The following is a 26296-nucleotide window of genomic DNA, read 5'->3' on the forward strand; positions in this document are numbered from 1 at the left end:
AGCGAAGGGCGCGTCTGCGCCACCAGCAACCAGTTTTGTGTCCCAGCCAGTAACGAAGGGAGATTTCGACATGGCAAACGTAGCGGAAAGTCTGAAGGCAATCCTGTCAATCGACGGTGCGATGGGTTGCGCGCTCGTCGATGTGGAAAGTGGCATGGCGCTCGGTACGGCCGGTGGTGGCATCAATCTTGAGATTGCTGCGGCGGGCAATACCGAGGTGGTGCGCGCCAAGCTGCGGGTGGCCAAATCGCTTGGCATCACCGGCGGTATCGAGGACATCCTGATCACGCTGCAGGACCAGTACCACTTGATCCGGCCGCTGACCAAAAAGGGAACGCTGTTCCTGTACGTGGTGATTGATCGCAAGAAGGGCAACCTCGCGATGGCGCGCTACAAGGTCAGCGAAGTTGAGGGCGCGCTGGTCGTCTGACGATCACTTCGGGGCGGCGGGAAGGCCCGCTCTACCCCGGCGGCAGGCGTCGCGCCACTGCGTGCGCCGCCGCGAGTGCGGTCACACATTGCAGATAATTGCTGCATGACCAGCACCGTCACTCCCCACGCGACGACCGATCGCAACACGCAGTCAGCCGAGGGTACTGACGACATTGCGCAGACAAGAACCTGGCGGCAGTCGCTGGCGACATATCTTGAGCCGCCGTCACTGCGAATGCTGGCGCTCGGCTTTGCAGCCGGCCTTCCGCTGTTGCTGGTGCTCGGCACCTTCTCGTTCTGGTTGCGTGAAGCCGGCATCAACCGCTCCACCATTGGCTTTCTCTCATGGGTCGGGCTCGCCTACGGCTTCAAGTGGTGCTGGGCGCCGCTGGTGGACCGGTTGCCAATCCCGGGTCTGACCCGTGCGCTGGGGCGTCGCCGCAGCTGGCTGTTGCTGTCGCAGGTGATGATCGTCTGCGGTCTGGTTGGCATGGCGCTGAACGATCCGAAAGTTGCGTTGATGCCGAGCGTCTGGTTCGCCATCCTCACCGCGTTTGGCAGTGCTACGCAGGACATCGCGCTCGACGCCTATCGCATCGAATCGGGCGACGCCGACCATCAGGCGGCGCTCGCTGCGGCGTATCAGACGGGCTATCGCATCGCGATGATCTGGGCGGGCGCCGGCGTGCTCTGGATCGCCGCGCGGGCTGAGGTGGCGAACCCCACCAATTACGACGCCGGCGGTTGGCGCGTAGCCTATCTGGTCATGGCGGCGTCAATGGTGGTGGGTTTCATCACCGTGCTGTTCTCGCGTGAGCCGGTGCAGCGCGCACTGGTGCCAGCGAAGAATCTCGCCGAGTGGCTGCAGACAGCGCTGATCGAGCCGTTCGCGGATTTCTTCCGCCGCTTCGGCTGGAACGCGCTGCTGGTGCTGGCATTGATCGCCACCTATCGCGTCAGCGACATCGTGATGGGCATCATGGCCAACCCGTTTTACGTGGACATGGGCTACAGCAAGGATGAGGTCGCTGCGGTCAGCAAAGTCTACGGCCTTGCGATGACGCTGATCGGTGCGGCGCTGGGCGGAGTGCTGGCCATAAAGTTCGGCATGATGCGTACGCTGATGCTTGGCGCCGTCCTTTCCGCCGCGAGCAATCTGCTGTTCTCCTGGCTGGCCACGGTCGGGCACGACCTGACCTGGCTGACCGTGGTGATTTCAATCGACAATCTCTCGGCAGGCATTGCTTCCAGCACCTTCATTGCCTACATGTCGAGCCTGACCAACATCAGCTATTCCGCGACGCAGTACGCGCTGCTGTCGTCGATCATGCTGCTGTTCCCGAAGTGGCTGGCCGGCTTCTCCGGCGTGGCGGTGGACGCCGTCGGTTATCACACGTTTTTCATCGGTACCGCGCTGATCGGTTTGCCGGTGCTGGTGCTGATCTGGATCGCATCGCGACGGTTGCAGCACCGGCAGCTTTCTTCAAAAACCTAGATTTGGTGAGGGCTAAGGGCCCGATTCAGCAAAAAGTCGATAAGTCAGCTTTTGTGCCATTAAGCCCTGTTTGAATAGGGCATTCAATGAAAAGCTGCTAGGCTGAAGCAGTCGCAAAATCGCCCGCAACCAGTCGCCCAACGGAGTACCTCATGCCCGTGAATTTCACTCTCAACCAGAAGCCGGTCGCGATCGACGCGCCCCCGGAGAAACCGCTGTTGTGGGCGCTGCGCGAGGACGCCGCGCTGACCGGCACCAAGTTTGGCTGTGGCATCGCCGCCTGCGGCGCCTGCACGGTCATGGTTGATGGGCAGGCGGTGCGCTCCTGCGTGACGCCGGTGTCGGCCGTCGCGGGCAAGGCCGTGACCACCATTGAAGGCGTCGGCGACAAGGCGCCAAGCCCGGTGCAGCGCGCCTGGATCGAGCAGCAGGTGCCGCAGTGCGGCTACTGCCAGCCCGGCTTCATCATGGCGACCACGGCGCTGCTGGCAAAAACGCCGAATCCAACCGATGCCGACATCGACGCTGCCATCACCAATCTGTGCCGCTGCGGCACTTACCCCGCCATGCGCGCCGCGATCAAGCGCGCAGCCGAACTCACGAAAGCGGGGGCCTGATAATGGCGGACGCAACGACAACAACTGCTGCATCGCCGCGCAGGAAAACCTCGAAAGCCCGCCGCGCCTTCCTGATCGGCGGCGGTCTTGTCGGCGGTGCGCTGGCCGTAGGCTTCACGCTCGCCTCGAAGCGCATCACCAACGCACAGGGCTTCAAGCCGCCGGCACTGGGCGGCGATGTCGCGTTCAATGCATGGCTGAAACTTGCGCCCGACAACGCGCTCATCGTGCAGGTACCGCGGCAGGAGATGGGGCAGGGCATCTACACCACGCTCGCCATGCTGGTGGCGGAGGAGCTGGACGCCGACTGGTCCAAGGTGCGTGTCGAGCAGGCCGCGATCAACCCGGTTTACGCCAACGTCACCGCCCTCGGCGATAGTGCGCCCGCTGCCATGCAGGGTGCAATGATGACCACCGCCCGACTGATCGGCGTGCAGATGACCGGCGGCTCCACGTCCACGCGCGACGCCTGGGAGCCGATGCGGGCGGCGGCAGCGAGCGCGCGCGCGATGCTGCTCGCGGCGGCGGGCGCAAAGTGGAATGTGAATCCCGCCGATCTGCGAATCGACAAAGGCGTAATTCGCCACGCGGCCTCGGGCCAGCAGGGTACGCTGGGCGAGTTCGCACAAGCCGCCGCTGCGCTGCCGCTACCACCGGTGGCGCGACTGAAACCGCGCAGCGAATGGCGCCTGCTTGGTACCAGCCCGGTCCGCCTCGACGTGCCGGAGAAGGCGATGGGCCGCGCCCAGTTCGGTATCGATGCGCGACCGGAAGGGCTGCTCTACGCGGCGATCAAGCATCTGCCGGTCACCGGCGGCGAACTGCAGGAGGTGCGCTGGAAGGGCGGCATGCCGCCCAAGGCGGTGCTGCATCAAGTGCGCGGCCCGAACTGGCTCGCCGTGATCGCCACCAGCTACTGGTTGGCGCAGCAGGCGCTGGCCGATGCTGAACTGGTGGGTGGCGGCCCGAAGGCATCGGTCTTGTCGAGCGAGCAGTTGGCGGCGCGTTACCGTGACATCCTCGACGGCAAGGGTGGCGGGCCCGAGCTGGGCAAGCCCATCCGCCGCACCTTCGGCGAACACGGCAACGCGGCGAAGGTGATTGCCGCTGCGCCAGCGAAGCAGCGTATCGAGGCGGACTACAGCGTGCCATTCCTCGCCCACGCGACGATGGAACCGCTGAACTGTACCGTGCGCGTCGCCGGTGACGGCAAGGAGCGCCAAGTCGATGTCTGGGTGGGCAATCAGGCGCCGACCATTGTGCAATGGCTGGCTGCCGGGGTGGCCGACGCCGCCATCGACAATGTCCGCGTGCATACGCCCTATCTCGGCGGTGGCTTTGGTCGCCGTTTTGATCTCGAGGTGATCCGGCAGGCGCTGGAATGCGCCAAAGTCACTGGCGGCAAGCCGGTGCAGCTGATCTGGTCGCGCGAAGAAGACATTCAGCACGATGCCTACCGGCCGGCCGTCTCGGCGCGCATGACGGCGGTGCTCGACGACGCTGGACAGGTTGCGGCGTGGCAACAGCAGATGGTCGGTCCCAGCGTCAGCAAGAGCGTGATTGGCCGCATGAACCCGATGTTTGCGGGCGACTATCCACCTGATCTCACCAACGCTGAAGGCGCGATGCATCTGCCCTACGCGTTCGCCAGCTTCCGCTGCGACCACGCCCAGGTGAACCTGCCGGTCGCCACTGGTTACTGGCGCAGCGTCGGCAATTCGTACAACGCGTTCTTCGTGGAATCGTTCGTTGACGAGCTGGCGGCGGCACTGAAGAAAGACCCGTATCTCTTCCGCCTCGAACTGCTCAAGGACCAGCCGCGCTTCGTCAAGGTGCTCGACGCCGCCGCCAGCGCTGCGCAGTGGACCAGCGCGCTGCCGAAAGGCTGGGGCCGTGGCATTGCGCTGGCCGAATCATTCAAGAGCATCGTCTGCCAGGTCGTGGATGTCGAAGTGGTCGGCAAGGACATCAAGGTGCGCCGCGTGGTGAGCGCCGTCGACTGCGGCACCGCGCTGCACCCCGAGAACGTAAAAGCGCAAATCGCCAGCGCCGCCATCTTCGGCCTCACCGCCGCGCTCAAGGGCAAGATCACTCTCAGCGAAGGCGTTGTGCAGCAGAGCAACTTCAATGACTACCCGCTGCTCAGTATGGCCGAGTGCCCGCAGTTTGAGACGATCATCATCGACAGCGGCGCGCCGCTCGGCGGCATCGGCGAAGTCGGTACACCGCCCGTCGCCCCGGCGTTGGGAAATGCGATTTTTGCGGCGACGGGGAAGCGGTTGCGGGGGTTGCCGTTTGGGTTGGATTAGTTGGGTGACGCTCCTGTGAGAAGCGAGGAGGCATTTGTAGCGGGTGCCCTCGTTAAGTATCTGGGTGGTCCAGAGGTTGCAGTCGCGTCAGACGGTCCCGATCCGCCTGATTTTTATCTAACTGTTGGGCTATCTCGCAGTTGCGTCGAAGTAACTCGGTTGTCGCCGTTCACGTTCGAACCCGATGGGACGCTCGGCAATCGGCTAAGTCAAGATACATTCGGCATTCGACTAATCAACGATCTGAACGAAAGTGTTGGTGCACTCGTTCCCGATAAATTCAGTCTCTTAGTTGGTTTGTGGGTTCCGGTTGGCAACGCGACGCAATTTCGGAAACTGTTGACAACTTGGGTGAAGCAAGTAGCGGTGATCGCAAAACGAGGTTTGAAGCGGACAAGAAAGCTTGCTGGCTCAAAAGCGAGCGTCTCGGTAATACCGAGGCGGTCCTCAGGGAACAAGATCATCGGATACGTCGCGAATACGCGCTCATCTGCCGACATTGGGCTCAATGCACGACTCATTCTGGAAGATCGCATCCTGAGAAAGAGCGTCATTTGCAGCCCGCTCCCTAAACCAATTTGGCTCGCACTGTTAAACGACTACTGGCTGGCAGATGCTGAAACTTATGCCATCGCCGCTCGAGAGATCAAGGTTACTCATTGTTTTGAACGCATCTTTTTGATCTCGCAAGAAGGCCTTGTAAGTGAACTTGCAGTTGGTGAGTGTGACGGCGCGTAGCGCGTAGGCTGGGTTGAAAACCCAGCGGCAAGGCTGACGTACCGAGTGCTGGGTCGCGACCCAGCCTACGAAAGAATGTGCCTGCCGGTCAGGTGCCGAGTTCTTGACGCTAATCCGCGGTGCGCATCGCCGCCGCCGTCATGTTGAACGCCGCGCCGATCGACAAGAACGTCCCACCCGCGACATAGTGCAGCGTCTGCAATTCCGTTGGCGTGTCTGCGCGGTATGTCCAATGCCCGTTCGTGAACACGCGTGAATCGGCCCACGCAGCGGTGACTTCGCCGATGAAGAGGTCGTAGCGCTGCTGGTTGTGTGGCTCGGGGATTAGCGTGCATTCGAGCCAGGCGACACAGCCGGTGACGAGGGGCAACGCCGGGTCGGTGCCTGCGAAGGTGTCTAGGCCGAAGGCAGCGAATTTGTCGGCATATCTGGTGCGGTCGAGGTCACGGCCCGAGGTGTTGCCGATGGCGAGCACTTCGCTTGCGATACCACGTGCCGGGACGTTGAGTGCGAAGCGACCGCTGGCTTCGATCAGCTCGCGTGTCCAGGTCGATTTGTCGATGACCACGGACACCTTGCACGGCTCAAAATCCAATGCCATGTTCCACGCGGCGGCCATCACATTGCGTTGACCGCCATGTGCGGCTGAAACGAGAACAGTGGGGCCATGGTTGAGCAGGCGGTAGGCCTTGGCCAACGGCACCGGTTGCATCTCGGCGGGCGGGCGGGATGTGTGTTCAGCGTCGATCATGCCGCCAGTGTATGGGCCGCCTGCGAAACACTTGGGTGTTGCTCAGGCGCGAGCGCTGCGAATCGTCGTGTTGATGGAACTGCATCGACGCGCACGAACACGTCAGGAAGCCCGAGGATCTTTCGGGGATTCAGGCTTCCTGAGGTGTTCGCGCCACACCGATGCCGGTGTGTGCCGGCGCGCATCGCGTGGCGCGCCGGGTGGGGTACAGCGCAAGGGCTGCAACTTGAATCATTGGCCTAGCCGAAGAAGGCTTTGCCGATGCTCGCGATCAGTTGCGACTGCTCAGTCAGCGCTGCGCCCTGGAAGGCAGCGGCGATAACGGTGGTGGTGGCAAGACTCATGGTGGCAGCAGCGGCGCCAATCAGGGCGCGTTCGGTGCGGGAGAGGATGCCGTGGAAAGTGATCGATTTCATGGTGTGTTCCTTGGTTCGGTTGATATCGCGTTGTTGCGATGGAGCGAACTGTAAATTCGTCTGCAACCGGGCGATATGGGCAGGCGACGAGTTGCGGGGCAGCTTCGTGAACTGGCGAAATCCTGCGTGAATTGCAGCGGCGTGCGGCGCGGGCTAGGCCCATACCCTTCAGCCAGACGTGTGGCTTGTGGGTATGCACCGGTGCGCGCCAAGCGACCCAGCGCGAGCGAGCTCGCGCCTACAACAGCTGTGCAAATCGACTTGGATTCGGGCTAAAACGGGACCGCCGAGCGAACCGTCACTGCTTCTCCGGTGCGGGGGTGCGGAAAGGAAAGTTCGGCGGCGTGCAACAGCAGGCGCTCGCCTGGCGCGGGGGGCGTTGCAGCGTAAAGGCTGTCACCGACGATGGGATGCCCGAGCGCGGCCATGTGCACGCGCAGTTGATGGCTGCGTCCGGTCACGGGTGTCAGCGATACACGGGTACGGGCGGTTTGCTCGTCCCGCGAAATCACCTGATAGTGTGTGGTGGACGGTTTGCCCAGCTCATGGCTGACCATTTGTCGCGGCCGATTGGGCCAATCACAGATCAGTGGCAGATCAACCGTGCCACTGTCATCCGCGAGTAACCCATCGACAACGGCCTCGTAGCGCTTGCCCACGCGCCGTTGTTCGAACGCGCGCCCGAGTGCACGCTGCGCCTCGATCCCTCGGCCCAACACCATCAGGCCGGATGTCTCCATGTCGAGCCGGTGCACGATCAGCGCATCGGGGAATTCGCGTTGCACGCGGGCGCTGAGGCAATCCTGCTTGTCCGGCCCGCGACCGGGAACCGACAGCAGACCGCTGGGTTTGTCGACGACGATAAAGCTGTCGTCGATGGCGACCACCGCGAGCACGGACAACCTATTGCTTTGCAGGAGCGACTCTGCCGCGACCCTTGTTGTGGTGGTCAATGTGTGGTCGCGGCAGAGCCGCTCCTACATCTACCGTCACGATTTGACTTCGCCAACGACGAGGTATTCCAGCAACGCTTTCTGCGCGTGCAGACGGTTCTCCGCTTCGTCCCACACCACGCTTTGTGGACCGTCGATGACGCCGGCGGTGACTTCTTCGCCGCGATGGGCAGGCAGGCAGTGCATGAACACAGCGGAGGTATCCGCCAGCGCCATCATCTCTTCGTCAACGCACCAGTCGGCAAACGCCTTCTTGCGCGCCTCGGTTTCGGCCTCGAAGCCCATGCTGGTCCATACGTCGGTGGTAACGAGGTGCGAACCGCGCGCCGCTTCAAGCGGGTCGGCGAATACCTTCACGCTGTCACCCGCCGCCTTGAGCATCGCGTCAGGGATGGCGTAGCCCGGCGGCGTTGAAGCGTGTACCGTGAAGCCCAGAATCTTCGCGGCCTGCAGCCACGAATTGAGCATGTTGTTGGCGTCTCCCACCCAGGTGACGATCTTGCCTTTGATGTCGCCGCGTTGCTCGACGTAGGTGAACAGGTCGGCCAGCACCTGACAGGGATGGTGATCGTCGGTGAGCCCATTGATGACCGGTACCCGCGAGTATTCGGCGAATTTTTCGACGACGCTCTGCTTGAAGGTGCGGATCATCACCACGTCGACCATGCGGCTGACCACGCGGGCGAGGTCCTCCACCGGCTCGCCGCGCGAGATCTGCGAGGTTTCGCTGGTCAGAAAGATGGCCGAACCACCGAGCTGGTTCATGCCAGCCTCGAACGAGACACGGGTGCGGGTGGAGTTCTTCTCGAACACCATCGCCAGCGTGCGGTCACGCAGCGGGTGATACAGCTCGTAGCGCTTGAAGCGATCCTTGATGATGCGGGTGCGTTCGAACAGGTAGGCGTATTCCTCGGCAGAGAAATCGCTCATTTGCAGGAAATGCCGCACTTTGGCGACCGGCGCGGTGAACTTGGCCGTGGACATGATCAGGGCAGGGCTTCAAAAACAGCAGTTTACCCGCGTTGCTAGAATTGAAAGCTTGTGCGGGCCGCTCATCCTGTGGCCCGTTCCGTCAGCAAAGCGCCTCTGCCCGCAGGTTGCAGGGGACACCATAGGCCGGCCATGACCACCAGCGCGACCCCTGCGCTTCCGTCCCCTTCGCCCGACAGTGATCTCGTCATCAAGGGGATCACGCAGTCGGGGCAGCAGTTCCGCCCGAGCGACTGGTCGGATCGGCTCTGTGGCGTGATGTCGGCTTTCGGCCCGGACGAGCAGCTGCGCTACAGCCCGCTGGTGACCCCGGCATTGCGCGACGGTCTGCGCTGCGTGATTGTGCGCCGCCAGCTTGCGGAGCTGGAGCCGCGACTGTTCAAGTTCTTCCTGAGTTTTGCGCTCGACAATGACTTGCAGATCACCTTCGACGCTGATGCCGTGGCGACGCTGCTGCCTGACACTGTGCGCCGCATGTCGCAGGACTCGCCACCGCTGCGACCTGCCGTTGCGACGAAGTCAGAGGATTACTGACATCGCCTCTGCGCTCGCCGCAGGCAACAAAAAAGGCCCCGCAGGGCCTTTTTGCTTTTCACCGAACGACCGCTGACTAGGCGGCTTTCTTTTCGCCCATGCCTTTGACGGCACGAACGAGGTTGCTCTTCACGCGGGAAGCCAGGTTCTTGTGAACGATCTTCTTGTCAGCAATACGGTCGATCACCGATTGCGATTCCTGCATCTGTTTCAGTGCAGCGCCCTGATCGCCAGCGGCGACGGCTTTTTGCACTTTCTTGACGGCGGTACGCAGTTGCGTACGGAGGGCGGCGTTGTGGGCGCGTTGCTTGTCGTTTTGACGGGCGCGCTTCTTGGCTTGGGCGGAATTGGCCATAACAGATATTTCAGTATCGAATTCGGTGAACCCGCTATTCTACGGGGAATCTTTCCGCACTGCAACTACGCCCGGTCCCTGTGAACCTGTTCAAAGCCATCGTCAGCGTCTCAGCACTTACCACGCTGTCGCGCGTCGCCGGGCTGGCGCGCGAGGTGGTCACGGCCAAAGTGTTCGGCGCCGGAGCAGTGAACGACGCCTTCGAGATTGCTTTCCAGCTGCCCAACATGATGCGTCGGCTGTTTGCCGAAGGCGCATTTGCACAGGCCTTTGTACCGCTGATCGCAGAATACAAGGGGCAACGCGGCGAAGCGGCCACTCACCAACTGATCAATCGGGTAGCGACGTTGCAACTGGTCGCATTGCTGGCGGTGACGTTGCTCGGCATTCTGGCGGCGCCGTGGCTGATCCCGCTGTTTGCATCGGGCTTCGACAAGACCGCCGGCAAGACGCAGCTTGCCACCGAGCTGCTGCGCATCATGTTCCCCTATCTGCTGTTCATTTCGCTGACCGCACTGGCCGGGGGCGTGATGAATATCTGGAAGAAATTCGGCATTCCTGCCTTCACCCCGGTATTGCTCAATGCGGCCATGATCGGAGCTTCACTGTGGGCCGCACCGCACTTCGCGCAGCCGATCCACGCGCTGGCGTGGGGGGTGGTGGTCGGTGGCGTGCTGCAATTGGCCTTACAGCTTTGGCCGCTCTACAAGCTGGGCATGTTTCCGCGGCTGGACTTCCATTTCCGCGACGAAGGCGTGCGGCGGATGCTGAAGACGATGGCGCCGGCCATTCTTGGCGTCTCGGTCGCCCAGGTCAGCCTGCTGATCAACACCAATTACTCGTCGTTTTTCGGCGATGGCGCCGTGAGCTGGCTGAAAAAGGCGGACCGCTTGATGGAGCTACCCACCGCGCTGCTCGGGGTTGCCATCGGTACGGTGATCCTTCCCGCGCTGGGCGCCTTGCGGAATGAAAAGAACAGCAAGGGCTACGGCGAGCTGCTCGACTACGGCATGCGTTTCGCGCTGCTCGCTACGCTGCCGGCAATGGCGGTGATGGTGGTGCTGGCGGTGCCGATGATTGCCACCATCTTTGAGCGCGGCGCATTTACAGCACACGATGCGCTGCAGACCGGCCCGGCGGTGGCCGCTTACGCCGTCGGTATCGTGGCATTGGTGTGGATCAAGATCCTGGCTCCGGCGTTCTACGCGCAGCAAGACACGGCGACGCCAGTGAAGATCGCGGTACGCGTGCTGGTGATCACCCAGTTGTTCAATCTGTTCTTTGTCTGGGTAGTGTTTGATCGCTATGCACCAACGCTGAAACATGCGGCGCTGGCGCTGTCCACCAGCCTTGGCGCAGTGCTCAACGCGTGGTGGCTGTATCGCGGGCTGCGCGCGCGCGGGCTTTACGTGCCGCAGGCGCGCTGGCGGCCTTTTGCCTGGCAGCTCGTGGCGGCAACCGCGTTCACCACAGTGGCGATCCTGATTGCGCGACCGGACGACGGCTGGTGGGTGGCGAAGGCCTCGGGCACGCTCGATACCCGTTGGGCGGCGGGCATCCCGTTGCTCGGCGCCATCGCTGACGCCGTTTCTTCACACTGGACCGAGTTTCGCCGCATTGGCACACTGGCCTCGCTGTTTGCGCTGGGCGGTGCCGCCTATCTTGGCGTGCTTTACGGCTTTGGCTTCCGTCTCCGTGACGTGAAGCGCTAGAACGTCGGGCGTTCAGCGACCGCCCGACGCAGTGACCACCACGTTCCTGGCCAGCGTCTTGAAGCGCTCGCCGTTGGCCTGCACCACGGTGATGGTGAGATGGCCGGTCTTGCTGACGTTCAGGTCGCGCACGGTGCCGGATTTACCCTTGTGGGTGCCGCCAATCACCTGACAGGCGTCGCCGTCTTTCGGTGCCGTTGCAGTGCTGGTTGCCACGACCGGCGCTCCCGCGTGTTACGACAGCTTGCGCGCCGGGCGCTTGGGTGCGTCGGTTACAGGCGCCAGCGCGCGGATGTGCAGCACGTGATCGACCAACTCGAAGCCGTGATCCTTGACGATCTTGGCGATGCGCTTTTCAATCTCGGCGTCGTGGAATTCGACGACCTTGCCGGTGTTCACACAGACGATATGGTCGTGCTTGTCGCCTTCGTTCAATTCGAAGATTGATTTGCCACCCTCGAAATGATGGCGCTTCAGCAGCCCCGCCTGCTCAAACTGGGTCAGCACGCGGTAAATGGTGGCAAGGCCGACGTCCAGGCCTTCGTCCATCAGCAGCCGGTACACGTCCTCGGCCGTCATGTGGCGGACCTTGGAGTTCTGGAACAGGTCCAGCACCTTCATGCGCGGCAGCGTGGCCTTGAGTCCGGCATCCTTGAGGTCTTGTGCGCGAGCGGGCATAGCGGTGATCCTGGGTTGCAAAGCCTGACCGGCGGCGCCCGCCCTGCGGGCTGGCGGGCAGATGGCGCGGCACGGCCGGCGGCTATCATAGCGGCTTGCTTTCAGGCCACTCCGTTCTTTCTATGCGCGCCATATCTTCCCTGTTTGCCCTGCTCGCCGCCCTGGCGCTCTCCGGTTGCGGCCTCGTCTACAAGATGGAAATCAATCAGGGCAACTACGTCACCCAGGACATGGTGGCCAAGCTGAAAGAGGGGCAGACGCGGCAGCAGGTCAAGCTGCTGCTCGGCACGCCGACCACCGAAAGCGTGTTCCACAAGGACCGCTGGGACTACGCCTACTCGCTGGAGCGGCGCGGCAAGACGGTCACCTCGCACAAGCTGACCGTGGTGTTCGCCGACGAAAAGCTGAAGAGCTGGACGGTCGCCGATCTGCCGACGTCGCCGGTGGTGGACCGTGACCCGGCGTACGCCATTCTCGAAAAAGACAAAAAGCCGGACGACAGCCCGGGCTGGTGGTCGCGCATCGCCGACTGGTGGCGCAAGTAGCGGGTACGGTCATGGCCAATCTCGCCATCGCCGGCGCGTCGGGCCGGATGGGCCGCATGCTGTTTGAGGCGGCGGCCGCGGATCGTGATTGCACGCTGGTGGGCGCGCTTGACGCGCCGGGCAGCCCGGCGCTGGGTGTCTCGGCGCGGGTGTTCGGTGGCAATGCTGACGTGCTGGTGACGGCCGATGTCGCAACGCTGGCGAACGGACGGGCGCGCGCGACGCTGATCGACTTTACCCGCCCCGAGGCCACGCTGACCTACGTCGACGCCTGTGTGACGCATGGCGTCGCCATGGTGATCGGTACCACCGGGCTAGACGACGGCGCCAAGGCAAAAATCGCCGACGCGGCCCGGAAAATTCCGATTGTGTTCTCGCCAAATTACTCGCTCGGTGTCAACACCGTGTTCAAACTGCTGGAGCTGGCGGCAAAGTCGCTGGACAGCGGCTACGACGTCGAAATCCTCGAGATGCATCACCGCATGAAGGTCGATGCACCGTCGGGCACGGCCCTCAAGCTTGGCGAAGTGATTGCCGAGGCGCAGGGCACGCGGCTCTCCGACCGCGCCGTGTATGCCCGGGAAGGGCACACCGGCGAGCGCAAAAACGGCACTATCGGCTTCGCCACCCTGCGCGGCGGCGACGTCGTCGGCGACCATACGGTCATCTTCGCCGGCAGCGGCGAGCGCATCGAGATCACCCACAAATCCGCCAGCCGCATGAGCTACGCGCTCGGCGCCATTCGCGCGGCAAAGTTTTTGCATGGCAAAGCCGAAGGGTTGTTTGACATGCATGACGTGCTCGGGCTGAAGTAAGCCCTCCAGCGGCGTTGTCAACAACATTGACAACGCGAAACAACGTGAGGCGATAGCGGCAGCTTTCGGTGCAAACGACGTTTGCATGCGGGCTGGACGGTGATTTCCCGGAAAGTCGATTTTTCCGATAATCGTGATCAAGCCCAGACGCAATGGGCGTGGCACGGGAAAGTTGCTATCCCTCTGCTGGAGGATTTGGCTGGATGGATGAGGTGCGGGCGAACCCGCAACGGTCGGAAGGGGAGCCGGCAAGCACGCCGCTCCAGACGGGTGGCGCGGACAATGCCGTGGCCTGCCGTTGCCCCCGTTGTGGCGATACCTTCAGCTGTGGTGCCCGCGCCGATGGCTGCTGGTGCCAAGCGCTGCCGCCGGTTGATCCTGCCCGGCTGGGCGACGATCCGGCGACGGCATCCTGTCTTTGCCCCTACTGCCTGCGGCAAGCCGTAGAACTGCTGCAGCGGACACCCTGACTGCTCATGGCGATCTATCTTGTCCGCCACACGGCGCCCGACATCAAGCCCGGCATCATGTACGGCGCCAGCAACGTGCCCGTGCACGCTGCCGAATTCAACCGCCAGATGCCGGTGATCGACGCGCTGCTGCCGCAAGACGCGCTGGTGTTCACCAGCCCGTTGTCGCGCTGCCGACGGCTGGCGGACTTCCTGTCGATGAAAGGGAGCGGCCGCACGGTCATCATCGACCCGCGCTTCATAGAGCGCGATCTCGGCAGCTGGACCGGCAAGCAGTGGGAAGACATTCCGCGCAAGGAGGCGAAGGCGTTTGACGCCAACTACCTCGATCACTGGCCGCCGCCAATGATGACCGACGACGGGCCGGTGCTGCGCGGGCTCAATGTGCATCCGCGCCTTGGTGCCGGCGAATCGGTGCGGGCGATGCAGATGCGCGTCATTCAGGGCTTTGAGGCAGCGATCGACATCGCCGAGGGACGCAATCTGGCCATCGTCACCCACGCCGGGCCGATCGCCGTGATGATCGCCTACTGGCACCGCGAGGCGCTGCGCCGCGGCATCACGCCGTCGCCGGGCTGCGGCGAAGTGGTACTGCTCGGCGAGGCTGACGGCTACCAGCGCGCCAGCATCGTCAGTGCTGAGGCGATTGCCGCCTGACCGGACGCAATGGTGACCGGACCCAGTCTCCAGCGCCGACGTGTCACTGGCTTTTCACTGGAAGCGGCGGTTTGACTGGGCTCGAAGGGTAAATCGGCGACATATCGACTTTCGCACTTTTTGGCCGATCTGCCCTTTGTCGACGCGCTTTAGCGTCGAAAGCTTATGCCGCAGCACAAGTGTTGATCGGGTACAATCTCACGGCTTCAGACACGGGATTTCCTGACCACGCCCACTGCGGTGCGTGAGCATCGGCGAAGTCCCGTTTTTCACGTCTGGCGCGACCTTTTTGCAGTTTTCGCGACCATGGTGACCGGTGTTCGGCAAATCCCGCCAGAACGCCGCAGTCGCCCTACTAAACGAACCGATTGCCGCCACTCACGTTGCCGCGGCCGTCTCAGCACACGAACCGAGCATGAACACCACGTCCGTCCCGAGCCCCGCCTCGCTGATTTCTCCAGGCACGCCCGCCATCCTCGCACTGGCCGATGGCACGGTGTTCCGGGGCCGATCAATCGGTGCCACCGGGCAGGCCACTGCCGAAGTGGTGTTCAACACCTCGCTCACCGGCTACCAGGAAATCCTCACCGATCCGTCCTACGCCGGGCAGTTTGTCACCCTGACCTATCCGCACATCGGCAACGTCGGTGTCAACCGCGAAGACGTCGAATCGCGCAAGGTGTTTGCCTCGGGCCTCATCATCCGGGACCTGCCGACGGTGGTGTCGAATTTCCGCGCCGAGCAGCCCCTTGACGCTTACCTGCGCGACGCCGGCGTCGTCGGCATTGCCGATCTCGACACCCGCAAGCTGACGCGCATCCTGCGTGACAAGGGCGCGCAGAACGGTTGCATCATGGCCGGCACGGTTGACGAAGCCAAAGCCATCGCCGCCGCCCAAGCCGCGCCCAGCATGGCGGGGCAAGATCTCGCCAAAGTGGTGAGCTGCACTGCGCCCTACGACTGGACGCAGAGCACTTGGGCGCTGGGCAGTGGTTACGCCACGCGCAGCGAGCAGAAGTTTCATGTCGTGGCCTACGACTACGGCGTCAAGTTCAACATCCTGCGCATGCTGGCCGAACGCGGCTGCAAGCTGACCGTCGTGCCGGCGCAGACGCCTGCAAAGGACGTTCTCGCCATGAAGCCGGATGGCGTGTTCCTCTCCAACGGCCCGGGCGATCCGGAGCCCTGTGATTACGCCATCGCCGCAATTCAGGAAATCGTCGCCGGCGGCACGCCGACTTTCGGTATCTGCCTTGGCCATCAGCTGCTCACGCTCGCCAGTGGCGGCAAGACGATGAAGATGAAGACCGGTCATCACGGCGCCAATCATCCGGTGAAAGACCTCGACGATGGTCGCGTGCTGATCACCAGCCAGAACCACGGTTTTGCGGGCGACCCGGCCTCGCTGCCCGCCAATGTGCGGGTGACTCACGTCAGCCTGTTTGACGGCACGCTGCAGGGCATCGCCCGCACCGACAAGCCGGCCTTCAGCTTTCAGGGCCATCCCGAAGCGAGCCCCGGTCCGCACGATGTGGCCTACCTCTTTGACCGCTTCATCGATTTGATGAAGGCGGCGTAACTCGCATGGCAGTCAACAAGACCAGGCGCCTGCTGCTGGTTCGCCATGGAGAGACCGACTGGAACGCCGAAGGTCGTATTCAGGGCATGCTTGACGTGCCGCTGAACGCGCTTGGCCTCGCCCAGGCGCGTGTGGTCGGCGACGAGCTGGCGCGCACGATCGAGGTCGCCAGCGTGATCTGCAGCGATCTCGTGCGCACGCGCGAGACGGCGAAGCCCTTGATCGAGGCGACCGGCTTCGATATTGGCTTCGATGCCCGCATCCGCGAGCGGCACTTTGGCGTACTGCAGGGTCGTACCTATGCTGAGTGGCGTGCTGTTGACGCCGAAGGTATGGCCCGTTATCACGCCGGTGATCCGGACTACGGCCCCGAGGGCGGCGAGACGGCACGAGGCTTCCTCGATCGCTGCGTCAGCGCCATCACCGACATGGTGACTGCCTGCGACGAGAAGACGCTTGTCCTGGTCACCCACGGCGGCGTGGTGAGCTCGATGTACCGCCACTCGCAGGGACTTGGGTTCCACAGCGAGCGAACGTGGAGCGTGCCCAACGCGTCGATCAGCGAATGGCGCGTCGAATATCGCGATGACGCGCCGGTGTTCTATTGCGAACGCATTGGTGACGTGGCGTACTTCGTACACCATGACGAACGACGAATGACGAATGACGCGAGTCACGAGGTGCGTGATGTGGTGGGACAAGGACGGTGATGTATGGAGATGTAGGGAAATGACGAATGAAGATTGTCGGCAGCAAGCATTCCGTCATTCGTCATTCGTCATTCGTCCTGCACGCGCAGCGAGCACAACATGCCAAAAAGAACAGACATTCAAAGCATCCTCATCATCGGCGCCGGCCCGATCATCATCGGCCAGGCCTGTGAGTTCGACTACTCCGGTGCCCAGGCCTGCAAGGCGCTGCGCGAGGAGGGCTACAAGGTCATCCTGGTCAACAGCAACCCGGCCACCATCATGACCGACCCGGAGATGGCCGATGTGACCTACATCGAGCCGATCACGGCCGCCGTCGTCGAGCGCATCATTGCGAAAGAAAAGCCAGATGCACTGCTGCCCACGATGGGTGGCCAGACTGCGCTCAACACCGCGATGGAGTTGTCGAAGAATGGTGCCCTGAAGCGCCACAACGTCGAGCTGATCGGCGCCAACGAGCATGCCATCGAGAAGGCGGAGGATCGCCTCAAGTTCAAGGAGGCGATGACCAAGATCGGTCTCGGCTCCGCGCGCTCCGCCATCGCGCACACGCTTGACGAAGCGCTGGCCGCGCAGAAGGCGGTCGGCTTCCCGGCCGTGATCCGTCCGAGCTTCACGCTGGGCGGCACCGGCGGCGGCATTGCCTACAACCACGAAGAATTCGTCACCATCTGCAAGAACGGGCTGGAACTTTCACCTACCAACGAATTGCTGATTGAAGAATCGCTGCTCGGCTGGAAAGAGTTCGAGATGGAGGTGGTGCGCGACAAGAAGGACAACTGCATCATCATCTGCTCGATCGAAAACCTCGATCCGATGGGCGTGCACACGGGCGACTCGATCACCGTCGCGCCCGCGCAGACGCTGACCGACAAGGAATACCAGATCATGCGCAACGCCAGCATTGCGGTGCTGCGCGAGATTGGTGTTGATACCGGTGGCTCCAACGTGCAGTTCTCGATCAACCCGCAAGACGGGCGCATGATCGTGATCGAGATGAATCCGCGGGTGTCGCGTTCATCCGCGCTCGCCTCGAAAGCGACCGGCTTCCCAATTGCCAAAGTCGCGGCCAAGCTCGCCGTCGGCTACACGCTCGACGAGCTGAAAAACGAGATTACCGGCGGCGCCACGCCAGCGTCGTTCGAACCAAGCATTGACTACGTCGTCACCAAAGTGCCGCGCTTCGCCTTCGAGAAATTTAAGGAAGCCGATCCGCACCTGACCACGCAGATGAAGAGCGTCGGCGAAGTGATGGCCATCGGCCGCACCTTCCAGGAGTCGCTGCAAAAGGCGCTGCGCGGTCTCGAAGTGGGCGTGGACGGTTTCAATCTGAAATCGGTCGATGCCGACAAGATCAGCGAGCAATTGTCGAATCCGACGCCGGATCGGCTCTGGTACGTCGCCGATGCGTTTGGCGTCGGCATGAGTGTCGAAGAAGTATTCGAGGACACCGCAATTGATCCCTGGTTCCTCACCCAGATCAAGGAAATCGTAGACCTTGAACTTGCGATTGAAAAGCGCACGCTGACATCGTTGTCGAAAGATGAATTGCGCCACCTGAAGCGCAAGGGCTTCTCGGATCGCCGTCTTGCCTATCTGCTGAAGGCCTCGCAGGACGAGGTGCGCAGCGCGCGGCATGCGCTCGGCGTGCGCCCCGTGTACAAGCGCGTGGACACCTGTGCCGCCGAATTCGCGACCAAGACGGCCTACATGTACTCAACCTATGAGGACGAGTGCGAAGCGCAGCCGACTGACAGGAAGAAAATCATGGTGCTCGGCGGCGGGCCGAACCGCATCGGTCAGGGTATCGAGTTCGACTACTGCTGCGTGCATGCCGCGATGGCGATGCGTGAAGACGGTTACGAGACCATCATGGTCAACTGCAACCCGGAGACTGTCTCGACCGATTACGACACCTCGGATCGCCTCTACTTCGAGCCGGTGACGCTGGAAGACGTGCTCGAAATCGTACACGTTGAAAAACCGGTCGGCGTGATCGTGCAGTATGGCGGCCAGACGCCGCTCAAGCTGGCGCGCGATCTCGAACGCTGCGGCGTACCGATCATCGGCACCACGCCCGACGCCATTGACGTCGCTGAAGACCGCGAGCGTTTCCAGAAGCTATTGCAGGACATCGGCCTCAAGCAGCCGCCGAATCGCACTGCGCGTGACGAAGCCAGTGCCTTGCGCCTCGCCGACGAAATTGGTTACCCGCTCGTCGTGCGCCCGAGTTACGTGCTCGGTGGCCGCGCGATGGAAATCGTGCACGCGCCGGAAGATCTCGAACGCTACATGCGCGAAGCGGTGAAGGTGTCCAACGATTCACCGGTGCTGCTCGACCGGTATCTCAACGACGCGATTGAAGTGGACGTCGACGCGCTCGCGGACGGCACCGACGTAGTACTCGGCGGCATCATGGAGCATATCGAGCAGGCCGGGGTGCATTCGGGCGACTCGGCCTGTTCGCTGCCGCCTTACTCGCTGTCGAATGCGTTGCAGGACGAGCTGCGCCGCCAGACGGTGGCGATGGCGAAAGCGCTTAACGTCGTCGGCCTGATGAACGTGCAGTTCGCGGTGAAAGTGGAAGACGGCAAGGACGTCGTCTACGTGCTTGAAGTCAACCCGCGTGCGTCGCGAACCGTGCCCTTCGTGTCGAAGGCCACCGGTCGCCCGCTGGCCAAGATCGCAGCGCGCTGCATGGCCGGGCAAACGCTCAAGGCTCAGGGCATCGTCGGTGAAGCGCTGCCACCGTATTTTTCGGTGAAGGAAGCGGTGTTCCCGTTCAACAAATTCCCCGGCGTCGACACCATCCTCGGCCCCGAGATGAAGTCAACCGGAGAAGTGATGGGCGTCGGCTACAGCTTCGCCGAGGCGTTCGAAAAGTCACAGCTCGCCGCTGGCACGCGTTTGCCCACCTCAGGCAAGGTGTTCCTGTCGGTCAAGAATGGTGACAAGCCAAAAGTGGCTGAGGTCGCGCGCATCCTGCACGAGGTGGGCTTCACGCTGGTGGCGACAAAAGGCACGGCAAGCGCGATCACCGCTGCCGGCGTGCCGGTTGAAATCATCAAGAAGGTGCAGGAAGGCCGCCCGAATATCGTCGATACGATCAAGGACGGCCAGATCGCCCTGGTGATCAACACGGTCGAAGAAAAGCGCGGCGCCGTGGCCGACAGCTCCTACATCCGTCGCGCCGCGTTGCAGGCACGACTGCCGATCTACACGACCATCGCTGGCGCGAAGGCCGCTGCGATGGGCATCCAGGATGGCCCGGAGCTGACCCCGTATCCGTTACAGACACTTCTGAAAGAAGTTGTAGTACAGTAAGCTCGTTAACGTTTCATTTGGCCCGCCGGGAGCGACCGGCGGGCTTTGTTTTTGGTAGAAGAAAAATGTCACAAATCCCCCTGACCAAACGCGGCGCCGAACTCCTCAAGGCCGAACTGCATCGTCTGAAGACGGTAGACCGCATTGAAACATCGCACGCGATTGCGGAAGCGCGCGCCCAGGGTGACATCAGCGAAAACGCCGAATACGAAGCCGCAAAGGAAAAGCAGTCCTTCATCGAAGGCCGCATCCTCGACATCGAGGGCAAGCTTGGCAATGCCCAGATCATCGACCCGACCACGCTGAATGCGGAAGGTCGCGTGGTGTTCGGCGCGACGGTGGAATACGAAGACCTTGAGAGCGAGAAGAAGTCGACCTATCAAATCGTCGGCGAAGACGAGGCCGACTTCAAGACGGGCAAGATTTCGGTTGGTTCACCGCTGGCGCGCGCCCTCATCGGCAAGGTCGCCGGTGATGTGGTCGAAGTGCAGGCGCCAGGTGGCGCCCGCGAAGTAGAGATCGTCTCCGTCCGTTACATGTAGTTAGTCGTGGTGCGCTCGCCCGATGCCGATTTGTTGTGTGAGCTGGCGTTCAGCACTTGCAAGGTCCGTATTGGCTACCTTCGAGGCGGGTAGTGACTTATCAACGAATGCGTGCTGCAGGGGGCGACCGCGCGGCTGCGGCGTAGCGCGGATGTCCTGCTTGACATTGTCATTGGCTGTGCGTAGAGTTTTGCAGGTATCAGTAAGCAAAGAATCGACATATGCGGCGATGTGGTGGGCAATTCGCAAGATCTAGCGGACTTATTGGTCTATTGCTAGTGACGTTGGGGGGGGGCGCCGAGGCGTCACCGTTCGTTGAGATTTGCGCGCCGCGCGACAAGCGCCCGCCAGTTTATTTTCTTGCGTCCAGCGATGGATCGACGAGGAGAATGGACGTAGCGATCACCAAAGAAGGTGGTTACCGCGCGACCTATCCAGAAGTTCCAAGGGACTTAATTGTCGATATGTGCTCCAAAGGCATCGGTATATCGACGATGCCGATGCCAGGGGAGCCAATGAAGGGTGGCGCTGATTCGGCCAAGATCCCCACCTACGCTGCTATCCCATCGAGTTTTTCGATTTCGGCATATACGTTTTGGGGCGTGTCGTACACGACTGGTTCTTTCTGGGTTCCCGGTGATATGCCGAGCACCGACAACGCGCATCTGTCCACCTTCGATGTTTCGGCGACCAATTTCGAAAACGCGACCGGAGGAGCACATTTTGTTCACATGCTATTGGCGTCGAGCAACTCGAACATTGATGCCGATTACAACGGCAAGGGCATGATATTTGGTCCTTACGGCTTCTGGTGTTCTCCGCCGCCTGCCAGTGCTGGCGGATTCGGGGCGATATCGGAGACGTTTATGTATCCCCCAGTTGGTCATACCGTGTCACCGGGCGGCCCCACGCCCGATCCAGCGTGGTATGCCAATCCCAACCGCAGCAAGATATGGGCCGGGGCGGATATGAGTCGCGATGCTTTCGGTGCCGGCGATGCCCCTTTTCACACATGTACTGCAACGTCGGCCTCCACCCAGATGTCGTTTCTTGTTGGCGCGAACCGCTGGCAGCAATCGGTGTATTACAGCAGGCCGACCGGGGTACCGACTTGGTCGACCACTCCCGTTGTCGACAGCACCGCGCCTTATTTCCTGACCGGGAAGGCGGGTACGGCTTACTTTGTCGCTGGGTCTGGCGTCATAGGCGACTGGCGGCTGGACTTTGAAAACGTTTCTGCTTGGACGCAGCCATGAACGTCTGGAATCGCTTGTCGCGTGTTCTCGTGACGCTCTTTGCCGCGCCTATGGTTACGCCCGCAGCGCCGCAAATCCCGCTACCTCAACCGCTCGCTTCGTTGCGCGTTGAACCCGCTTCCGTTACTGCGTTCCAGCCGTTTGAAGTGGTCGCGCAGTTTGCGTCGAGCTACTGTCTGTCGCCGGGAGCGCCGGGGTTAGCCAACGCCAAGTTGCGTAACGGGATTCTCACTCTGGTGATCTCGCACTTGCGCTCGGGGCCGTGCGTGACCGAGAAGCGTGTTGCCGTTGATGGCCTGCCGCCCGGTAGTTTCCGCCTGCGGCTTTCGGTCACGGACACCTATAGCAGTAGCGGCCTAGCGTTTTATTCGACAACGTACGAAAAAGAGGCTGGCGAGATTCAGTTGACCATCAATGATCTCCCCGGCTGGCGTACCGGCTCGCTCGGCATGGCGAGTATCGACAAGGCGGCCACACCTGGTTGGCCAGCTTATGGTCAGGGGCCTATTCAGTTGAATGGTGATTGGTATGTGCCACAACTGCCGGTGGGTGCGCCCCTCCGCGTTGCGCGACCCTTGGGTGTTGGCCAGGCAAGCGCAACGATGGGGGTTTTCGTATCCGACTCTGCCGATGCGGCAAACCTGCCGACGCCATTTGTGGCGCTGTACGGTGTTGACTATCCAAGTGGCATGCTGGGACGTTACTACACTACGGCCAAATCGACCTGCAGCGCATTGGCCAACGCTTGGGGATATGACCCGCGATCGATGTGCGTTTCCGCGACCGCCGTGGTGCGCTCGACCGACGGTCTGACCTGTCCGCTGGGGACGGAGCCAGTCTTCGTGCTGTTCCAACCGACCGATGTCGCGCATCGCTATACGATGGATGCGGAGTTGTACCAGCTGCTGCAACGGGTGTCCGGTTATCGCGGAGAAGGACTGGGCTGGTGCGCGGTGCGGCCCACCAACGGCGGAGGTTAGCCGTTAGCTGTTTGGGGCGGTCAACCAAGTCGTTTGCCCGCAGATTGATCATACCCCCAGCAACTCCACCTCAAACACCAGCGTCGCGTTCGGCGGAATCACGCCGCCAGCGCCGCGGGCGCCATAGCCGAGGTCCGGCGGGATGACCAGCATGCGGGTGCCGCCCACTTTCATGCCCTGCACGCCTTCGTCCCAGCCGCGGATGACGTGGCCGGCACCAAGCGGGAAGTCGAATGGGTCATTGCGATCTTTGCTCGAATCAAACTTGGCGCCCCGATTGCCGGGGGCGCCTTCGCTGAACAGCCAGCCGGTGTAGTGCACCGTGACGTGAGCGCCGCGAGTGGCTTCGGCTCCGGAGCCAGGGTTGGTGTCGTCGTATTGCAGGCCGGAGGCAGTGGTTTGCATGCTCGTTGTCAATGAAAGTTGATTCAAATCAGGAGCGTAACAGCCCGACGTGACTTCCGCGCGGTCGCGATGTCGCCAGCGGGCGGTGTCATGTCGCCAGCGGGCGGAACACGTGTCGCCAGCGGGCGACGGCTTCATCTGCCATGCCTATAATCGCCTGCAATGTCCGCCTCGCCCTTCGCGGGGTGGCATCGGCGCGGGATTTCGCGGGCCAAGTGCTGGAGGACGCGGGCGATCTGCCGCAAGGCAGACACCGGCGAAGAACCTGGTACGGAAGCCGTGCCGCGGGGACACCACCACTTATTAAAAGAGGAGTTTGACCACATGTCAGCCACCAACTGGCTCATCATTTCGCTTGTATGCGGACTGGCGGCCGTTCTTTATGGCGTTGTATCCATCAAATGGATCAACGGCCTGTCTGCGGGCAATGCACGCATGCAGGAAATCGCCGGTGCCATTCAGGCCGGCGCCAAGGCGTATCTGGCGCGGCAATACCGCACCATCACCATCATCGGCATCATTCTCGCCATCGTCATCGGCGTCTTCCTCGACCGCACGACAGCCTTCGGTTTCGTGCTGGGCGCGGTGCTCTCCGGCGCGGCGGGCTTCATCGGCATGAACGTGTCGGTGCGCTCCAATGTGCGCACCGCCGAGGCCGCCCGTTCCGGCATCAATGCCGCGCTGGCGGTTGCCTTCCGTGGTGGCGCCATCACCGGCATGCTGGTGGTTGGTCTGGGCCTGCTCGGTGTCGCCGGCTTCTACTGGTTCCTGATCGGCACCGCGCCGCACAGCGCCAACCCGATGAAGGAAGGCCTGCATTCCCTGATGTCGCCGCTGATCGGCTTTGCGTTCGGTTCGTCGCTGATCTCGATCTTCGCGCGTCTTGGCGGCGGCATCTTCACCAAGGGGGCAGACGTTGGTGCTGACCTGGTGGGCAAGGTCGAAGCCGGGATTCCGGAAGACGATCCCCGCAACCCCGCTGTGATCGCCGATAACGTCGGCGACAACGTCGGTGACTGCGCCGGTATGGCCGCCGACCTGTTCGAGACCTATGCCGTCACCATCATCGCCACCATGCTGCTTGGCGCGCTGCTGATGAAGGCCAACGCTGCTGCTGCGGCCGTGTATCCGCTGGCACTCGGCGGCGTCTCCATCATCGCCTCGATCATCGGTTGCTACTTCGTCAAGTACAGCGGTGCCGGCAAGATCATGAACGCGCTCTACAAGGGCTTGATCGTCGCGGCTGTGTTGTCGCTGATCGCATTCTTCTTCGTTACGCAAACCGTGTTCGCCGGTGTTGAAGGCGTCAATACGATGAAGCTGTTCGGCGCCTGCGTCGTCGGCATCGTGCTCACGGGCGCGCTGGTGATGATCACCGAGTACTACACCGCCACCGAATACGCACCCGTGCGTCACGTCGCCCAGGCGTCCACGACTGGTCACGCCACCAACATCATCGCCGGTATCGGTATCTCGATGAAGTCCACCGGCTATCCGGTGGTTGCGGTCTGTATCGCCATCCTCGCCGCCTACTGGCTGGCGGGTCTCTACGGCATCGCGGTCGCTGCAACGGCCATGCTCTCGATGGCAGGTATCGTTGTTGCGCTCGACGCCTACGGCCCGATCACCGACAACGCCGGCGGTATCGCCGAAATGTCGGAACTGCCGCCAGAAGTGCGCAACGTCACCGATCCGCTCGACGCTGTTGGCAACACCACCAAGGCGGTGACCAAGGGCTACGCGATCGGCTCCGCCGGTCTCGCCGCGCTGGTGCTGTTCGCGGACTACACGCACGGCCTTGAAAGCAAGGGCATGGCGGTGTCGTTCGACCTGTCGAACCATATGGTGATCGTGGGCCTCTTCATCGGCGGCCTGATCCCCTACCTGTTCGGCGCGATGGCGATGGAAGCGGTTGGCCGTGCCGCCGGCTCGGTGGTGGAAGAAGTGCGCCGCCAGTTCCGCGAGATCAAGGGCATCATGGAAGGCAAGGCCAAGCCGGAGTACGGCAAGGCAGTTGACATGCTGACCACCGCTGCGATCAAGGAAATGATCATCCCGTCGCTGCTGCCGGTTGCCGTGCCAATCCTCGTTGGTCTGCTGCTCGGGCCGGAAGCGCTCGGCGGTCTGCTGATGGGCACCATCATCACCGGTCTGTTCGTCGCGATCTCAATGTGTACCGGTGGCGGTGCCTGGGACAACGCCAAGAAGTACATCGAAGACGGCAATCATGGCGGCAAAGGTTCCGACGCGCACAAGGCGGCGGTGACCGGCGACACCGTGGGTGACCCGTACAAGGACACCGCCGGCCCGGCCGTGAACCCGCTGATCAAGATCATCAACATCGTCGCATTGCTGATCGTGCCGGTGGTGGCCTCAATCCACGGTGGCACAGGTGCCAAGGCATCGGGCGCGCATGGCGCGGCCCCGGCTGCGGTGAGCGCACCGGCTGCCGCAGCGCCCGCCGCAGCTCCGGCTCCCGCTGCCGCAGCAGCGCCAGCAGCTGACGCCGGCAAGGTCGACGTCAACGCCAAGGTGGACGGCGACAAGAGCACCGGCACCATGAAGGTGTACTTCGCCAGCGCGTCGTCAGCACTGCCGGCTGGCGCCGACAAGGGCGTGGCCGACATGGTTGCCGCGTTCAAGGCCAAGGGCAACGGCAAGCTGGTGCTCAGTGGCTTCGTCGACCCGAGCGGTGACGCCGCCAAGAACGCCGAGCTGGCCAAGCTGCGCGCTTTCGCCGTGCGCGATGCGCTCAAGGCAGCAGGTGTCGCTGAAGACAAGATCGAGCTGAAGAAACCGGAAGACCTGACCGCCGGCGCCACCTCGGCTTCTGAAGGTCGTCGCGTTGAGGTTACGCTGCAATAACAGCGCAGGTCGTCACGCAGAAAGCCGCCTTCGGGCGGCTTTTTTGTTGTTGTCACTGTTCACCGAATGCACTGTGTTATCACATCAGCTTTGGTGTGAAATTCCCATCCGAGCAGGGCTTAAGGCCAAGAATGGCCAGAAGTCGACAAATCAGCCTTTTTGCCACAG

The 26296-nt window shown here is 62.3% G+C and carries 26 protein-coding genes; 18 read left to right on the plus strand and 8 right to left on the minus strand.

Annotated elements, in window-relative coordinates; translation table 11 throughout:
* Positions 1-70 precede the first annotated feature (70 nt).
* From FKL89_RS20320 to FKL89_RS03480, 5 genes are all read left to right on the plus strand, one after another.
* Positions 71-430 carry a hypothetical protein gene (locus tag FKL89_RS20320; protein WP_238363648.1) on the plus strand — a complete coding sequence of 120 codons (360 nt, stop codon included), beginning with the start codon at positions 71-73 and terminating at the stop codon, positions 428-430.
* Positions 431-535: 105 nt separating this feature from the next.
* Positions 536-1927: an AmpG family muropeptide MFS transporter gene (locus FKL89_RS03465; protein ID WP_156861357.1), complete on the plus strand. Its 1392-nt coding sequence runs from the start codon at positions 536-538 to the stop codon at positions 1925-1927.
* 158 nt (positions 1928-2085) lie between these two features.
* A complete protein-coding gene (locus FKL89_RS03470; protein WP_156864524.1) occupies positions 2086-2544 on the plus strand; it encodes a (2Fe-2S)-binding protein in 459 nt (152 codons plus the stop codon).
* A gap of 2 nt (positions 2545-2546) precedes the next feature.
* On the plus strand, positions 2547-4853 hold the full coding sequence (locus FKL89_RS03475; RefSeq protein WP_156861359.1) for a xanthine dehydrogenase family protein molybdopterin-binding subunit: 2307 nt from the start codon (positions 2547-2549) through the stop codon (positions 4851-4853).
* A gap of 15 nt (positions 4854-4868) precedes the next feature.
* Entirely contained in the window at positions 4869-5591 is a 723-nt protein-coding gene (locus FKL89_RS03480) for a hypothetical protein (protein ID WP_156861361.1), read from the plus strand.
* Between the two features lie 109 nt (positions 5592-5700).
* Here FKL89_RS03480 and FKL89_RS03485 read toward each other — a convergent pair whose 3' ends face one another.
* From FKL89_RS03485 to argF, 4 genes are all read right to left on the minus strand, one after another.
* Positions 5701-6342: a flavin reductase family protein gene (locus FKL89_RS03485; protein WP_156861363.1), complete on the minus strand. Its 642-nt coding sequence runs from the start codon at positions 6340-6342 to the stop codon at positions 5701-5703.
* Between the two features lie 239 nt (positions 6343-6581).
* Complete coding sequence (locus FKL89_RS03490) at positions 6582-6758, minus strand: hypothetical protein (protein WP_156861365.1); 177 nt, start codon at positions 6756-6758, stop codon at positions 6582-6584.
* A 272-nt stretch (positions 6759-7030) separates the two neighbouring features.
* Complete coding sequence (locus tag FKL89_RS03495; protein WP_156864525.1) at positions 7031-7654, minus strand: RluA family pseudouridine synthase; 624 nt, start codon at positions 7652-7654, stop codon at positions 7031-7033.
* Between the two features lie 93 nt (positions 7655-7747).
* Entirely contained in the window at positions 7748-8695 is a 948-nt protein-coding gene (argF, locus tag FKL89_RS03500) for an ornithine carbamoyltransferase (protein WP_156861367.1), read from the minus strand.
* Positions 8696-8833: 138 nt separating this feature from the next.
* On the opposite strand from argF, the gene FKL89_RS03505 reads away from it, so the two are divergent.
* Positions 8834-9235: a DUF3579 domain-containing protein gene (locus tag FKL89_RS03505; protein WP_156861369.1), complete on the plus strand. Its 402-nt coding sequence runs from the start codon at positions 8834-8836 to the stop codon at positions 9233-9235.
* A gap of 76 nt (positions 9236-9311) precedes the next feature.
* On the opposite strand, the gene rpsT is transcribed toward FKL89_RS03505, so the two are convergent.
* Positions 9312-9590, minus strand: a complete 279-nt coding sequence (gene rpsT, locus FKL89_RS03510) for a 30S ribosomal protein S20 (protein ID WP_156861371.1) — start codon at positions 9588-9590, stop codon at positions 9312-9314.
* Between the two features lie 80 nt (positions 9591-9670).
* Here rpsT and murJ point away from each other — a divergent pair, with 80 nt between their 5' ends.
* Positions 9671-11302, plus strand: a complete 1632-nt coding sequence (murJ, locus tag FKL89_RS03515) for a murein biosynthesis integral membrane protein MurJ (RefSeq protein WP_156861373.1) — start codon at positions 9671-9673, stop codon at positions 11300-11302.
* 12 nt (positions 11303-11314) lie between these two features.
* Here the strand turns inward: murJ and FKL89_RS03520 are convergent, their stop codons facing one another.
* Together FKL89_RS03520 and fur are read right to left on the minus strand one after the other, a co-directional pair.
* A complete protein-coding gene (locus tag FKL89_RS03520; RefSeq protein WP_156861375.1) occupies positions 11315-11518 on the minus strand; it encodes a KOW motif-containing protein in 204 nt (67 codons plus the stop codon).
* Positions 11519-11536: 18 nt separating this feature from the next.
* Complete coding sequence (gene fur, locus FKL89_RS03525) at positions 11537-11980, minus strand: ferric iron uptake transcriptional regulator (RefSeq protein WP_156861377.1); 444 nt, start codon at positions 11978-11980, stop codon at positions 11537-11539.
* A gap of 122 nt (positions 11981-12102) precedes the next feature.
* Between fur and FKL89_RS03530 the strand changes: the two genes are divergently transcribed.
* From FKL89_RS03530 to FKL89_RS03575, 10 genes are all read left to right on the plus strand, one after another.
* Complete coding sequence (locus FKL89_RS03530) at positions 12103-12525, plus strand: outer membrane protein assembly factor BamE (RefSeq protein WP_156861379.1); 423 nt, start codon at positions 12103-12105, stop codon at positions 12523-12525.
* Positions 12526-12536: 11 nt separating this feature from the next.
* Complete coding sequence (gene dapB / locus FKL89_RS03535) at positions 12537-13340, plus strand: 4-hydroxy-tetrahydrodipicolinate reductase (RefSeq protein ID WP_156861381.1); 804 nt, start codon at positions 12537-12539, stop codon at positions 13338-13340.
* A gap of 203 nt (positions 13341-13543) precedes the next feature.
* On the plus strand, positions 13544-13810 hold the full coding sequence (locus FKL89_RS03540) for a cysteine-rich CWC family protein (RefSeq protein WP_156864526.1): 267 nt from the start codon (positions 13544-13546) through the stop codon (positions 13808-13810).
* Positions 13811-13816: 6 nt separating this feature from the next.
* On the plus strand, positions 13817-14467 hold the full coding sequence (locus FKL89_RS03545; protein ID WP_156861383.1) for a histidine phosphatase family protein: 651 nt from the start codon (positions 13817-13819) through the stop codon (positions 14465-14467).
* Between the two features lie 415 nt (positions 14468-14882).
* The gene (carA, locus tag FKL89_RS03550; RefSeq protein ID WP_420361135.1) at positions 14883-16046 is read left to right on the plus strand and encodes a glutamine-hydrolyzing carbamoyl-phosphate synthase small subunit; all 1164 of its coding nucleotides are present in this window, start codon (positions 14883-14885) and stop codon (positions 16044-16046) included.
* A gap of 5 nt (positions 16047-16051) precedes the next feature.
* On the plus strand, positions 16052-16756 hold the full coding sequence (locus tag FKL89_RS03555) for a histidine phosphatase family protein (protein ID WP_156861385.1): 705 nt from the start codon (positions 16052-16054) through the stop codon (positions 16754-16756).
* A 99-nt stretch (positions 16757-16855) separates the two neighbouring features.
* Complete coding sequence (carB, locus tag FKL89_RS03560) at positions 16856-20080, plus strand: carbamoyl-phosphate synthase large subunit (protein WP_156861387.1); 3225 nt, start codon at positions 16856-16858, stop codon at positions 20078-20080.
* A 65-nt stretch (positions 20081-20145) separates the two neighbouring features.
* Positions 20146-20622 carry a transcription elongation factor GreA gene (gene greA, locus FKL89_RS03565; protein ID WP_156861389.1) on the plus strand — a complete coding sequence of 159 codons (477 nt, stop codon included), beginning with the start codon at positions 20146-20148 and terminating at the stop codon, positions 20620-20622.
* A gap of 389 nt (positions 20623-21011) precedes the next feature.
* Entirely contained in the window at positions 21012-21878 is an 867-nt protein-coding gene (locus tag FKL89_RS03570; RefSeq protein WP_156861391.1) for a hypothetical protein, read from the plus strand.
* Positions 21875-22858, plus strand: coding sequence for a hypothetical protein (locus tag FKL89_RS03575; protein WP_156861393.1), 984 nt, complete (start codon positions 21875-21877; stop codon positions 22856-22858). Before FKL89_RS03570 ends, FKL89_RS03575 begins: the two co-directional genes overlap by 4 nt.
* Before the next feature lie 48 nt (positions 22859-22906).
* Here FKL89_RS03575 and FKL89_RS03580 read toward each other — a convergent pair whose 3' ends face one another.
* Positions 22907-23263, minus strand: coding sequence for an FKBP-type peptidyl-prolyl cis-trans isomerase (locus FKL89_RS03580; RefSeq protein WP_156861395.1), 357 nt, complete (start codon positions 23261-23263; stop codon positions 22907-22909).
* Between the two features lie 324 nt (positions 23264-23587).
* Here FKL89_RS03580 and FKL89_RS03585 point away from each other — a divergent pair, with 324 nt between their 5' ends.
* Positions 23588-26128, plus strand: coding sequence for a sodium-translocating pyrophosphatase (locus tag FKL89_RS03585; protein ID WP_156861397.1), 2541 nt, complete (start codon positions 23588-23590; stop codon positions 26126-26128).
* Positions 26129-26296 lie beyond the last annotated feature (168 nt).

It is taken from the genome of Casimicrobium huifangae (assembly GCF_009746125.1).
Taxonomy (GTDB): Bacteria; Pseudomonadota; Gammaproteobacteria; order Burkholderiales; family Casimicrobiaceae; genus Casimicrobium; species Casimicrobium huifangae.